Here is a 12672-nt window from a genome sequence, read left to right as displayed (position 1 = left end):
GCCACGGGAGGCCGGTACTGAGAAGGGCTCAACGCCCGGTCACCGACCTCCGCGCCACCGGGAAGTCGAAGAACGTGCTCGGGAACGGCTCCGGCTTGAAGGTGAAGTGCCACCACTCCTCCGGCAGGTTCACGAACCCCTGCTCGGCGAGCACCCCCTTGAGCAGCTGCCGGTTGGCCCGCTGCGCCCCCTGGATCCTCGGGTCGTCGGTGTGCGAGAGCGTGTCGAAGCAGTCGTACCCGGTCCCCATGTCCACGGAGTTGTCGGGGAACCGTTCCTCCTGCGGCGCGTAGCACTCCACCAGCTTCTCGCCCGGCACGTACGCGCGCGTGGGGAGGGCCGGCAGCCGCACGATCGTCAGGTCCACCGTCGAGCCCCGGCTGTGCCCCGACTTCTCCGCGATGTAACCGTCGGCGAACAGCCTCGACTTGTCGACGTCCGGATAGAACTCCTCCTTCGTCCGCTCGTCCGCCAGGTCCTTCGCCCAGCGCACGAAGTGGTCCACGGCTCGCTGCGGCCGGTAGCAGTCGTACACCTTCAGCGTGTAGCCCCGGGCCAGCAGGCGCACCTGAGCGCGATGCAGCGCCTCGGCGGCCTGCCGGGTCAGAATGCACAACGGCTGCCGGTAGCCGTCGATCGGCTCACCCACGAAGTTGTGAGCCGTCGTGTAGCGCATCTCCTGGACGATCGTCCGGTCCACGGAGGCGAGGGCCACGAACTCCGGCGGGGCCTTCGGCTCCGGCGCGGCCGACGCCGGGGGAGCGGGGGCGGCCACGGCGCCCGTGACGGCGAGCAGCCCGGCCGCGGCCGTGACGGCGAGGGTACGGATGGCGGTAGCGAGTCCTGTCATGCGCCCCGTCTATCAGTTCCGGCAGCGCCGGGAAAGGGTGATCGCATACGGTCGAGCGCGTGAAGGACTCCCCGAACTCACCCGACTCGCACTGCTCCGGCTGCGGCGCCGCCCACCCGGTCGACGCCGGCTGGCCGCGCACCTGCCGGTCCTGCGGCCACACCGCCTACCGCAACCCCCTGCCCGTCGCCGTCGCCCTGCTCCCCGTCACGGACGAAGCGGCGGGTACGGGTCTCGTGGTCATCACCCGCACCATCGAACCCGCGCGAGGCGGGGTCGCCCTGCCCGGCGGCTTCATCGACCACGGCGAGGACTGGCGCGCCGCCGTCGCCCGCGAACTGCGCGAGGAGACCGGCATCCAGGCCACCGCCGAGGAGGTCCGCCTCGCCGACGCGATGAGCTCCCCGGGCGGCCACCTCCTCCTCTTCGGCCTCCTCCCGCCGCGCCCGGCCACCGCGCTACCGCCCTCGGCCCCGACGGACGAGACGAGCGGCCACCACGTTCTCCACGCCCCGGTGGAACTGGCCTTCCCGCTCCACACGGAGGCGGTACGAAAGTGGTTCGGCGGCGCCTACGGGTGACGGTTCGGGTACGGGGTCCCTCTCACACCCCCCGCACCACCACCGGCAGCCCCACCGCCTCCACCCCACCGTCCGTCACCCGCTCGACGACCACCCGCCCGTCCGTGAGCCGTGACTGGTACCGCTCGATCTCGGCCGTCTCCCAGCCGTCCCCCGCGTCCCGTACGACGAGCCCGCCGCCCGTCCGCCCCGCGGCGGGAGCCCAGACCTCCAGGGCGAGTTCACCGTCCTCGCCCCGCACCGGCAGCACCGCCCCCGCCCGTGCGAGGACCGGGATCCGGGAGAGGGGCGCGTCGAGCAGCACCTGCCCCGGCCCCTCGTAGGCCCGCCCGGTCGCCGTGTCGTACCAGCGCCCCCGGGGCAGCCGCACGGCCCGCCGGTCGGCACCCCGCGACAGGACCGGCGCCACGAGGAGCGCGTCCCCGAGCAGGAACGCGTCCTCGCAGTCGCGCAGCACCCGGTCCTCGGGCGTCCCCCACCACAGCGGACGCACGTACGGCGCGCCCGTCATCCGGGCCAGCCGGGCCAGGGTCGTGAAGTACGGACGAAGCCGCTCCCGCTCGGCCAGCGCCACGCGCGCGTGCTCGAGGACCTCCGGACCGAACTCCCACGGTTCGCGCCGCCCCGCGTCGATCGCCGCGTGCGTACGGAACAGCGGAAGCCACGCCCCCAGCTGGTACCAGCGCAGGAAGAGCTCCGGAGTCGGGCTGCCGTCGAAGCCGCCCACGTCGGGCCCCGAGTACGGCACCCCGCACAGTCCGAGCCCCAGGACGAGGGCGAGCGAGGCCCGAAGCCCCGGCCACCCCGTCGACACGTCGCCCGACCAGGTGCCCCCGTAGCGCTGCATGCCCGCCCATCCCGAACGCGAGAAGAGGAACGGCCGCTCGTCGGGCCGCAGCCGGAGCAGCCCCTCGTACCCGGCGCGCGCCATCGCGAGCCCGTACACGTTGTGCGCCTCCCGGTGATCGCCTCCCCGGCCCTCCAGGGAGTGCCGTGCCGACCGGGGCAGCGTCATGTCCCCGAACGGGGTGAAGGAGACCGGCTCGTTCATGTCGTGCCACACGCCGGCGAAGCCCTGCCGGAGCCGCTCCTCGTACAGGCCGCCCCACCACTCCCGTACCGCCGGATCGGTGAAGTCCGGGTAGGCGCACTCGCCCGGCCACACCACCCCGCGAACCTCCCCGCCGCGCGGGTCCCTGACGAAGACGTCCGCGGCCCGACCGGCGTCGTACACGGCGTTCCCCGGTTCGGCGTGCACGGCCGGGTCCACGATCGACACGAGCCGTACGCCCTGCTCCCGCAGTTCCGCCGCGAGGCCCGGCAGATCGGGGAACCGCTCACGGTCGACCGTGAACACCCGGTGCGCGTCGTAGTGGTCGATGTCCAGATGCACGGCGGACAGCGGGAGACCCCGCTCCCGGTACCCGGCCACCACGCGGCGCACCTCCCGCGCGCTGCCGAACCCCCAGCGCGCGTGCTGCGGCCCGAGCGCCCAGTCCGGCGGCAGCGCCGGAGCGCCCGTCAGGGCCGCCCAGCCGTGCAGCACGCGCGCGGGGGTGCCGACCACCACCCAGCAGCGCAGCGGCCCGCCCTCCATGCGGACCTCGCTGGTGCCCGGCCGGTCGTGCCCCGATCCCGCCCCTTCCTCGCCCTCCGCCAGGGTGACCCGGCCGTCCCAGGAGTTGTCGTGGAACGCCAGGTGGGTCCCCGCGTCGGACACGACGAACTGGACGGGCATCGTCAGGTACAGGGGATCGTCCCCCGGACCGAATCTCCCCTTCGGGTCGGTGTTCCACAGCCGGTACGAACCGCCCCGCAGCCGCGGGCCCGCCGACCGCCCGCCGAGGCCGAAGAACCGCGCGTCCGCCGGCACCTCGCTGCGCTGCACCCAGCGCGCCCCACCGGCACCCGTTCCCACCACGTGCTCGCTCGCACCCGTTCCCGCCACCTGCTCTCCGGCACCCCTCCCCGCCGCCCGCACGCCGGGCTCGGCCGTGACCGCCATGGCGCCGGGACCTCCGGCCGGCGCCCCGCCCGCCACCGGCTCCCACCAGCGCGGCGGCAGGTCACGGCGCAGCATCACGCCGCCCGGTGTCCTGACCTCCACCGCCCCGTGCCGGGAGACCGCCACGGTCACCCGCTCGGACACGATCCGCCAGCCGCCGTCGGTGTCCGGTTCGAGGGAGGCCCGAGGGTCCGGGTCGGGTGCCTCGCCGGTCAACGCGTACGAGGGAAGCGGCCCGGCCCCGTCCCACCCCCAGAACACGGTGCCCCCCGAGGACACACAGATCCTCAGCGAGGACCGCGCGAACCGGATGGTCCCCCCACCCGGTGCGGCCTCGGCCCCCGTCGCGAGCCCCGGCACGCGGGCCCGCTCCGGCCCCCTCGGCGGCAGCCCCCACGAGTCCGTACGGCGCTGCCGCCACGCCGCCCGCACTGTCCGCCATCCCCGCACCGAACCGAAGACCTTCACCGAACGCAGTAGTTCACGACCGTCCATACGGCTCACCCTGCCACCCACCTGGGGCGATACGAGCTGCGTTCAACTTCCGTTCACCCGTGGTGGGAGCACATATTCAACTCCCCGACCATGGGTGGGCAGACCTGGTGCGAACGGCGATCACATGGCATCGTCCTGTCAGCCGCGTCACGCGCACACCCCAGCACGTGCGCGGGACACACGCCGACCCCGCGTACAGCCAGGGAGCCGCCCCAATGACATCAGCGCAGACCGATCCGCTCTGGCAGCCGGACGAGGAACGCATCGCCACGGCCGCCGTCACCCGCTTCCAGAGCTGGGCGGCCGAACACCACGGCGCCCCGGCCGCGGGCGGATACCCGGCGCTCCACCGCTGGTCGGTCGACGAGCTCGAAGCCTTCTGGCAGGCGGTCGTCGAGTGGTTCGACATCCGCTTCTCCACCCCGCCCGAGCGGGTCCTCGGCGACCGGTCGATGCCGGGCGCCGACTGGTTCCCCGGGGCCACCCTCAACTACGCCGAGCACGCCCTGCGCGCCGCGGCCGAGCGCCCCCATGACACGGCCCTGCTCCATGTGGACGAGACACATGAGCCCGCGCCCACCACCTGGGCCGAGCTCCGCCGGCAGGTCGGCTCCCTCGCCGCCGAACTCCGAGCCCTCGGCGTGCGCCCCGGCGACCGGGTCAGCGGCTACCTGCCCAACGTCCCGCAGTCCGTCGTGGCCCTTCTCGCCACCGCGGCCGTCGGCGGCGTGTGGACCTCGTGCGCCCCGGACTTCGGCGCCCGCAGCGTCCTCGACCGCTTCCAGCAGGTCGAGCCGGTCGTCCTCTTCACCGTCGACGGCTACCGCTACGGAGGCAAGGAGCACGACCGCCGCGACACCGTCGCCGAACTCCGCGCCGAGCTGCCCACCCTCCGCGCGGTCGTCCACATCCCGCTGCTCGGCACCCCGGCCCCCGAGGGGACCCTCGCCTGGGACGACCTGGTGGCCGCGGACGTGGAGCCGGTCTACGAGCAGGTCCCGTTCTCGCACCCGCTGTGGGTCCTGTACTCCTCCGGCACGACCGGCCTCCCGAAGGCGATCGTCCAGTCCCAGGGCGGCATCCTCGTCGAGCACGTCAAGCAGCTGGGCCTGCACTGCGACCTCGGGCCCGAGGACGTGTTCTTCTGGTACACGTCCACCGGCTGGATGATGTGGAACTTCCTCGTCTCCGGCCTGCTCACCGGCACGACCGTCGTCCTGTACGACGGCAGCCCCGGCTACCCGGACACCGCGGCCCAGTGGCGCGTCGCCGAACGCACCCGCGCCACCCTGTACGGCACCTCCGCCGCGTACGTCATGGCCTGCGCCAAGGCGGACGTGCACCCCGGCCGCGACTTCGACCTCTCGGCAGTGAAGTGCGTCGCCACCACCGGCTCGCCGCTGCCTCCCGACGGCTTCCGCTGGCTCCACGACGAGGTCCGCGAGAACCTCTGGATCGCCTCCGTCAGCGGCGGGACCGACGTCTGCTCCTGCTTCGCGGGAGCCGTCCCCACCCTCCCTGTCCACATCGGCGAGCTCCAGGCGGCGGGCCTCGGCACCGACCTCCAGGCCTGGGACCCCTCGGGCAAGCCCGTCGTCGGCGAGGTCGGCGAACTCGTCGTCACCAACCCCATGCCGTCCATGCCGATCCACTTCTGGAACGACCCCGACGGCAGCCGCTACCGCGACAGCTACTTCGAGATGTTCCCGGGTGTCTGGCGCCACGGCGACTGGATCACGATCACCGACCACGGCTCGGTCGTCATCCACGGCCGTTCCGACTCCACCCTGAACCGCCAGGGCGTGCGCATGGGAAGCGCCGATATCTATGAGGCCGTGGAGCGCCTCCCCGAGATCCGTGAATCCCTCGTGATCGGTCTGGAAGAGCCGGACGGCGGCTACTGGATGCCGCTCTTCGTCCACCTCGTGGAAGGCGCCGCCCTCGACGACGAGCTGATCGCCCGCATCAAGCGGACGATCCGCAGCGAACTGTCCCCGCGCCACGTCCCCGACGAGATCATCGAGGTCCCCGGCGTCCCCCACACCCTCACCGGAAAGCGCATCGAGGTCCCGGTCAAGCGCCTCCTCCAGGGAACCCCCCTGGCCAAGGCGGTCAACGCCGGCTCGGTCGACGACCTCGGTCTCCTCCACTTCTACGAGACCCTGGCCGCCAACCGCCGCGGCTGAGACACGGTCACGTCCTGGGGCCCCGATCCGACAGGATCGGGGCCCCAGGACGTGACGCCCCCCCCCCCCCCCCCGGGGGGGGGGGGCCCCCCGGGGGGGGGGGGGCCGGGGCCCCCCCCCCCCCCGCCCCCCCCCCCCCCCCCCCCCCCGCCCCCCCCCCCCCGAGCGTCCCGGTCTCACCCCCCGTACGTCGCCTGCCCGTCCCCGAGCACCGCCGCGAAGTCCGCCGCGAGACGCACCGCGTCACCGGGCGCGAGCGTCGCCGTCGTGATCCGCACCGCGGGCGGGGCCGCGATCCGGAACCGCGCACCCGCGGCGACCCACCAGCCCTGCGTCCGCAGGCCGTTGACCACCGCCGACTCGTCCCGCACCGGCACCCACACGTTCAGCCCGCTCGCACCGACCGCCCGGATCCCGTACGCCCCGAGCGCGCCGACCAGAGCAGCGCGCCGCTCCGCGTACGCCGCCTCGCCCGCGGCCACGAGCCCGCTCACCGACCTGTCGGCGAACAGGTCCGCCACCGTCTCCTGGAGGACGTGGCTGACCCAGCCGGATGTCATCAGCATCCGCCTGTCATGCCGCGCCAGCGTCACCGCGTCGCACGCGACCCCGGCCCACCGCAGGTCGATCCCGAGATGCTTCGACGCGGTCCGCACCTGCGCCCACCGGTCGAGCCCCGCCGCCGCGAGCGTGTGCGCCGCGGCCCCGCCGACCTCGGCGTTGTGGTCGTCCTCGACGACCAGCACCTCAGGGAACTCCCTGAGCACCGCCACGAGGTCGTCCCGCCGCGACCGCGTGAAGAACGCCCCGGTCGGACACTGCCCCCGCGGGCTGCACACCACCGCGCGCACCCCGCCCCGCAGCGCCGTCCGCAGCGCCTCCGGTACGAGCCCCTCGCCGTCCACGGCCACGGGAACGATCCGCAGACCCAACGCCGGTACGAGATCCAGCAGATGGTGGAACCCGGGGTCCTCCACGGCCACCGCGTCGCCGGGCCGCAGCTCCGTCGACAGGAGCCGTGCGATGCAGTCCAAGGCCCCGTGCGCGAACGTCACGTGCCGCGCGGGCACGCCGTCCCGCTCGAACCACGCGCGCGTGAGCGCTTCGAGCGCGGCGAGGCGAGGCGCGGCCCGGTGGGACCCGTACACCGGGGCGAGCGCCGACGGCGGCCGCAGTACGGGAAGGAAGGCCGGGTCCGGATGGCCGCCGGCCAGATCCACCAGGCCTTCGGGCACGCGCGGCGGGCGCCGCGAGGCCACCGACGGAACCTCCGCCACCACGGTTCCGCCCCGGCCCATCGTGACGATCAGCCCCCGCTGCCGCAGTTCCTTGTACGCCGTCGCCACCGTTCCGGGACTCACCCCCAGCGCGTCGGCGAGCCGCCGCACGGGAGGCAGGGCGTCGCCGGGGGAGAGCCCGCCCTCGGTCACGCCCCGCTCCACGGACGCGGCAATCGCCTTGGCCGTCATGCCCTCGATCGCATATTGTGCTGCCACGTAATCAATTATGTATCAATACAAAGTAGTTGGCAAGGGGGACCCATGAGCCGCTCCACCCGATCCGCCCGAACACCCTTCAAGACCCGCATCCCCGGAGGCCCCGACGGCCGCCGCATGCTCGTCATCGGCTTCATCGACAAGTGCGGCACCGGACTCTGGTCCACGGCCATGGCCCTCTACTTCACCTACGTCACCGGCCTCGGCCTCGGCCAGGTCGGCCTTCTGATCGCCGTCTCGGGTGCCGTCGGCATCGCCGGCGCCCCCCTCGGCGGACGCCTCGCCGACCGCTTCCCCCTCGTCCGCGTCATCATCTGCACCCAACTGCTGCGCGCAGCGGCCCTCCTGGCCCTCCTCACCACCGACGACTACCTGCTGCTCGTCCTCTTCTCGGCGGCAGGCGCCCTCCCCGACCGCGCCACCAACGTCCTCACCAAGCTCTACGCCGCACGGATCGCCGGCCCCGACCGCATCCGCTACCAGGCCATCAACCGCACCACCTCCAACCTCGGCTGGACCCTCGGCGGACTCGGCGCCGCCGCCGCACTCGCCGTCGGCACCACCACCGCCTTCCACCTCCTCCTCATAGGAGACGCCCTCTCCTACCTCGTGATGGCGGCCCTCACCCTCCGCTGTGCCGAACCGCCCGCCCCCACCACCTCCCGGATCGCCGCCACCTCCACCGACCGGGTCCCCGCCACCAAGCCCTCCAGCCCCTGGCGCGACCGCGGCTTCCTCGCCTTCACCACGGGCGACGCCGTCTTCTTCCTCCACGACTCGATCCTCCAGGTCGCCATGCCCCTCTGGATCGTCCACGCCACCGACGCCCCCGTCGGCCTCGCCCCGCTCCTGATGGTCGCCAACAGCGTCCTCGTCGTGCTCTTCCAGGTCCCCCTCGCCCGCTTCGGCTCCTCCACCGAAGCCGCCCGGCGCCTCCTCGCCCCCCTCGCGGGCCTCTTCGCCGTCGGCACGCTCGCCCTCACCGTCTCCGCCCTCGGCGGCCGCACCCTCGCCATCGCCGCCCTGATCACCGCCGCCGTCGCCCTCACCTTCGCCGAGATGATCCACACCCTCGCGTCCTGGGAGATCTCCGTCGCCCTGGCCCCCGACGACGCCCAGGGCGCCTACCTCGGAGCCCACGGACTCGCCCAGTCCACCCAGCGCTTCGTCGGCCCCCTCCTCATGACCGGCCTCGTCTCCGCGGGCCCCCTCGGCTGGCCCTTCCTCGGCGCCGCACTCGTCGCCACCTGCGGCGCACAGAGCCGCCTCGTCCGCCGACGCCTCCCCGATCCGTCACTGTCAGTGCCGACGGTTACGGTGAGTGAGCACTGATCGGACCGTCACCAGGGGGAGACATGACACGGACCGGCACCACCCAGGCACACCTCCGGCGCGCCCTGCGCCGCGAAGTCCCCAGCACCGTCGGCCTCCTCGCCGACGAGCACGACTTCGCGGCCATGCGCCGGTACCGGACCTTCGCCTTCGACGACCACACCACCTACCTCCGACAGGTCGAGGCCCTCCTCAGGACCCTCGCCACCCAGGGCGGCCACACCACCGTCACCCTCTTCGACCCCGAGGAGTACGCGGCCTGGTGCGCCGAGACCGCCCTCGACCCCGACCACCCCACCAGCCGCAGCCGCTTCACCGCCCACCTCGCCGCGACCGGCGCCCACGTCACCTACACCGGCCAACCCCTCAGCACCCTCCTGCCCGAGCTGGTCGACACCGCCGTCCGCCACGCCACCTGGGAGTACGCCACCACCGTCCTCGCCACCGCGGGCGACTGCGCCACCTGCGGCAAGGACACCGGCAAGGCCGCCTTCGAGCGGGCCGCCCGACTCCTCGCGCGTCTCCTCGACGCCGCCGGCCCCGGCACCCACCACCTCGTCTGCAGCGTCCAGGCCGCCGACGACCAGCTCGTCGCGGTCCTCCTCGCCCACGGCACGCCACACCCGCCGGCCGTCGACGACGGCGCCGCCGCGGAGTTCACCGCCGTACTCGCCGCCGGCATCGCCCTCGGGGCACCCGGCGGAGTCGTCCTGCGCACCAGCGACCCGGGCAAACGCGACCGACTCCACGGCTGGCGCCTCACCGGCGGGGACCTCACCCCCCTCACCGAGGCGGAGGTCTTCGCCGCCTACTGCACCGACGCCCGCACCGGAGAGCCGCTCTCCCCGGAACCGGGCGTCGACCACCTCGCCGGATTCCCCCTTACCCCCGACGACGACTGGACCAGCCACCACTGACCCCGCCCACGACGAAGGGGCTCCCCGTCACCTCGGTGACGGAAAGCCCCTTCGTCGAGCACACCCGGGAAATCACTCCCCGGACAGCACCGCCTGAGCGGCCACCCGCGCCTCGTGCGCGGAGTCCGCCGCACGGGCCGCGGCCGCGGCCCGCTCGCACTGCGCCAGCGTGTACTTGGCCAGCGTCGCCCGCACGTACGGAATCGACGCGGCACCCATGGACAGGGAGGTGACCCCCAGACCCGTCAGCACACACGCGAGCAGCGGATCCGCAGCGGCCTCGCCGCACACGCCACAGCTCTTGCCCTCGGCCTTGGCCGCCTCGGCGGACATCGCCACCAGGTCGAGCAGCGCCGGCTGCCACGGGTCCTGGAGCCGCGACACCGCACCGACCTGCCGGTCGGCCGCGAAGGTGTACTGCGCCAGGTCGTTGGTGCCCAGCGACAGGAACTCGACCTCCTGGAGGATCGAGCGCGCCCGCAGCGCGGCCGACGGGATCTCGACCATCGCACCGAACTTCGCCCGCAGCCCGGCCTCACGGCACGCGTCGGCGAACGCCTTGGCGTCCGTACGGTCGGCCACCATCGGAGCCATGACCTCGAGGTACACCGGCAGCCCCTCGGCCGCCTTCGCCAGCGCGGTCAGCTGCGTCCGCAGCACCTCCGGGTGCTCGAGCAGCGACCGCAGACCCCGTACACCCAGCGCCGGGTTCGGCTCGTCCACCGGCGTCAGGAAGTCCAGCGGCTTGTCGGCGCCCGCGTCGAGGACCCGCACGACCACCCGACCCTCGGGGAAGGCCTCGAGCACCTTGCGGTAGGCCTCGATCTGCTTCTCCTCGGACGGAGCCTTCTCGCTGTCGTCCAGGAAGAGGAACTCCGTACGGAAGAGACCGACACCTTCCGCACCGGCCTCCACCGCGGCCGGCACGTCCGCCGGACCGCCGACGTTCGCGAGCAGCGGCACCTTGTGCCCGTCCGAGGTCGCACCAGGACCCCTGGACGTGGCCAGCGCGGCCTTGCGCGCGGCGGCGGCCTTCGTCAGCTCCGCCTTCTTCTCCTCGCTCGGATCCACGAAGAGCTCACCGGTCGAACCGTCGACGGCGATGAGCGTGCCCTCGGCGATCTCACCCGCGCCCGGCAGCGCCACGATCGCCGGCACACCCAGCGCCCGCGCCAGGATCGCGCTGTGGCTGGTCGGCCCGCCCTCCTCCGTCACGAAGCCGAGCACCAGCGTCGGGTCGAGCAGCGCAGTGTCGGCGGGCGCGAGGTCCCGAGCGATCAGCACGTACGGCTCGTCGCTGTCCGGCACGCCGGGCATCGGCACACCGAGCAGCCGCGCGACGATCCGGTTCCGCACGTCGTCGAGGTCGGCGACGCGCCCGGCCATGTACTCACCGGCACCGGCGAGCAGCTCGCGGTAGTGCGAGAAGGCGTCGTAGATACCGCGCTCGGCCGTGCTGCCCACGGCGATTCGGCGGTCGACATCGGCGATGAGCTCGGGGTCCTGGGCGATCATCGCCTGGGCCTCCAGCACGTGCTGCGCCTCCCCGCCGGCCAGATTGCCGCGCGCAATCAGGTCGGCAGCGACAGCTTCGACGGCCTGCCGGGCGCGCCCCTGTTCGCGCTCCGCCTCGTCCGCCGGAATCTGCTTGGCCGGCGGCTCGAGAACCGCCGTGCCCATGTGCCGGACCTCGCCGATCGCCACACCGTGGCTGACACCGACGCCTCGCAGCGTTGTCTCCATCTCACCCGTCTCCGATAGAGCGACGGCATCCGCCGCCGCGTTGAATGTCGAACTCGCGGTCGTCACGAGGACGATCCGGCTCAGCGCCAGCCGAAGAGCTCGTCGCCGGCCTTCACGTCACCGTCGTCGACGACGTCGGAGAGCGAGTCCGCGGTGGCCTCCAGGGCCACGATGGGACAGATGGGGGACTTGCCCGCGGCCTCGACGGCGGCGGGGTTCCAGCGCACGACGGCCTGTCCGCGCGTCACGGTGTCGCCCTTGTTGACGAGCAGCTCGAAGCCCTCACCGTTGAGCTGGACGGTGTCGATGCCGAGGTGGGTCAGGACGCCGTGCCCCTCACCGTCGACGACGACGAAGGCGTGCGGGTGCATGGAGACGACGACCCCGTCGATGGGGGCGACGACCTCCGAAGGCTCACGTGCGGGATCGATGGCGGTACCGGGACCGACCATCGCACCGGAGAAGACCGGATCGGGAACTGCGGCGAGACCGATGGCGCGTCCAGCAAGCGGCGACGTCACGGTTGTCATGGGAAGCCTCCCAGGGGCGGAGATTGTGTGGCGCCGTCACTACCTGTCCTGGACGGCGTACTGTTCTGAAGCGTAAGTCATAAGAAGTCCCGGTTCCGCACGAGACGTACCAGTTGGGCGGAGCTAGGGACTACCGGAAACGATTTGCCTCTACTGACGGTGGGATGTACTGTCGTACTCCTGCCTGACCCCAACGCGACTTTGAGTCGTGGGTCGGCAGCAACCATCAAGCCAGATCCTAACCCCAGTGGTCTACACCTCTGCGTGCTCGCAGTGGATGTGGTCGGGGGGACCGAGAAAGCCTGGTAATGTTCAACCCCGCCGGGAACGGAAAACGCGAAAGCGAATTCCAGCCCCAGCAGCCCGCTCCAGCGGGTGGCAAAAACGAGAAATCGGGTCTGCTAAGCTGGAAACACGAAAGACCGAAGGGAAGCCCGGAGGAAAGCCCGGAGGAAAGCCCGAGAGGGTGAGTACGAAGGAAGCGTCCGTTCCTTGAGAACTCAACAGCGTGCCAAAAATCAACGCCAGATTAGTTGA

Annotated in this window: 10 protein-coding genes; 4 read left to right on the top strand and 6 right to left on the bottom strand. The window is 72.6% G+C overall.

What is annotated here, in order from left to right; translation table 11 throughout:
- Positions 1-28: 28 nt before the first annotated feature.
- Complete coding sequence (locus ACIA8N_RS19640; protein WP_365783381.1) at positions 29-850, bottom strand: M15 family metallopeptidase; 822 nt, start codon at positions 848-850, stop codon at positions 29-31.
- A gap of 59 nt (positions 851-909) precedes the next feature.
- Here ACIA8N_RS19640 and ACIA8N_RS19635 point away from each other — a divergent pair, with 59 nt between their 5' ends.
- Positions 910-1431 carry an NUDIX domain-containing protein gene (locus ACIA8N_RS19635; RefSeq protein ID WP_365783379.1) on the top strand — a complete coding sequence of 174 codons (522 nt, stop codon included), beginning with the start codon at positions 910-912 and terminating at the stop codon, positions 1429-1431.
- 22 nt (positions 1432-1453) lie between these two features.
- On the opposite strand, the gene ACIA8N_RS19630 is transcribed toward ACIA8N_RS19635, so the two are convergent.
- Positions 1454-3931, bottom strand: a complete 2478-nt coding sequence (locus ACIA8N_RS19630) for a glycoside hydrolase family 31 protein (RefSeq protein WP_365783377.1) — start codon at positions 3929-3931, stop codon at positions 1454-1456.
- Positions 3932-4146: 215 nt separating this feature from the next.
- Here ACIA8N_RS19630 and ACIA8N_RS19625 point away from each other — a divergent pair, with 215 nt between their 5' ends.
- Complete coding sequence (locus tag ACIA8N_RS19625) at positions 4147-6117, top strand: acetoacetate--CoA ligase (protein ID WP_365783375.1); 1971 nt, start codon at positions 4147-4149, stop codon at positions 6115-6117.
- 176 nt (positions 6118-6293) lie between these two features.
- Here the strand turns inward: ACIA8N_RS19625 and ACIA8N_RS19620 are convergent, their stop codons facing one another.
- On the bottom strand, positions 6294-7613 hold the full coding sequence (locus ACIA8N_RS19620) for an aminotransferase class I/II-fold pyridoxal phosphate-dependent enzyme (protein ID WP_365787890.1): 1320 nt from the start codon (positions 7611-7613) through the stop codon (positions 6294-6296).
- Positions 7614-7658: 45 nt separating this feature from the next.
- On the opposite strand from ACIA8N_RS19620, the gene ACIA8N_RS19615 reads away from it, so the two are divergent.
- Together ACIA8N_RS19615 and ACIA8N_RS19610 are read left to right on the top strand one after the other, a co-directional pair.
- A complete protein-coding gene (locus tag ACIA8N_RS19615; protein ID WP_365787888.1) occupies positions 7659-8945 on the top strand; it encodes an MFS transporter in 1287 nt (428 codons plus the stop codon).
- 23 nt (positions 8946-8968) lie between these two features.
- The gene (locus tag ACIA8N_RS19610; protein ID WP_365787886.1) at positions 8969-9862 is read left to right on the top strand and encodes a hypothetical protein; all 894 of its coding nucleotides are present in this window, start codon (positions 8969-8971) and stop codon (positions 9860-9862) included.
- Between the two features lie 72 nt (positions 9863-9934).
- On the opposite strand, the gene ptsP is transcribed toward ACIA8N_RS19610, so the two are convergent.
- From ptsP to ACIA8N_RS19595, 3 genes are all read right to left on the bottom strand, one after another.
- On the bottom strand, positions 9935-11605 hold the full coding sequence (ptsP, locus tag ACIA8N_RS19605; protein ID WP_365787892.1) for a phosphoenolpyruvate--protein phosphotransferase: 1671 nt from the start codon (positions 11603-11605) through the stop codon (positions 9935-9937).
- An 80-nt stretch (positions 11606-11685) separates the two neighbouring features.
- The gene (locus ACIA8N_RS19600; RefSeq protein WP_365787884.1) at positions 11686-12135 is read right to left on the bottom strand and encodes a PTS glucose transporter subunit IIA; all 450 of its coding nucleotides are present in this window, start codon (positions 12133-12135) and stop codon (positions 11686-11688) included.
- A 312-nt stretch (positions 12136-12447) separates the two neighbouring features.
- Positions 12448-12672: hypothetical protein (locus ACIA8N_RS19595; RefSeq protein WP_365787882.1), on the bottom strand; the 225-nt coding region annotated here is incomplete at its 5' end.

The organism is Streptomyces sp. NPDC051822 (genome assembly GCF_044452745.1).
Lineage (GTDB): Bacteria > Actinomycetota > Actinomycetes > Streptomycetales > Streptomycetaceae > Streptomyces.
The sequence above is the reverse complement of the archived record's forward strand: the minus strand, read 5'-3'. Positions and strand labels throughout refer to the sequence as shown.

Coding starts and splice junctions, on each gene's coding strand:
- ACIA8N_RS19640 (WP_365783381.1), bottom strand. CDS start 850: ATGACAGGACTCGCTACCGCCATCCGTACCCTCGCCGTCACGGCCGCG.
- ACIA8N_RS19630 (WP_365783377.1), bottom strand. CDS start 3,931: ATGGACGGTCGTGAACTACTGCGTTCGGTGAAGGTCTTCGGTTCGGTG.
- ACIA8N_RS19625 (WP_365783375.1), top strand. CDS start 4,147: ATGACATCAGCGCAGACCGATCCGCTCTGGCAGCCGGACGAGGAACGC.
- ACIA8N_RS19615 (WP_365787888.1), top strand. CDS start 7,659: ATGAGCCGCTCCACCCGATCCGCCCGAACACCCTTCAAGACCCGCATC.
- ACIA8N_RS19610 (WP_365787886.1), top strand. CDS start 8,969: ATGACACGGACCGGCACCACCCAGGCACACCTCCGGCGCGCCCTGCGC.
- ptsP (WP_365787892.1), bottom strand. CDS start 11,605: ATGGAGACAACGCTGCGAGGCGTCGGTGTCAGCCACGGTGTGGCGATC.
- ACIA8N_RS19600 (WP_365787884.1), bottom strand. CDS start 12,135: ATGACAACCGTGACGTCGCCGCTTGCTGGACGCGCCATCGGTCTCGCC.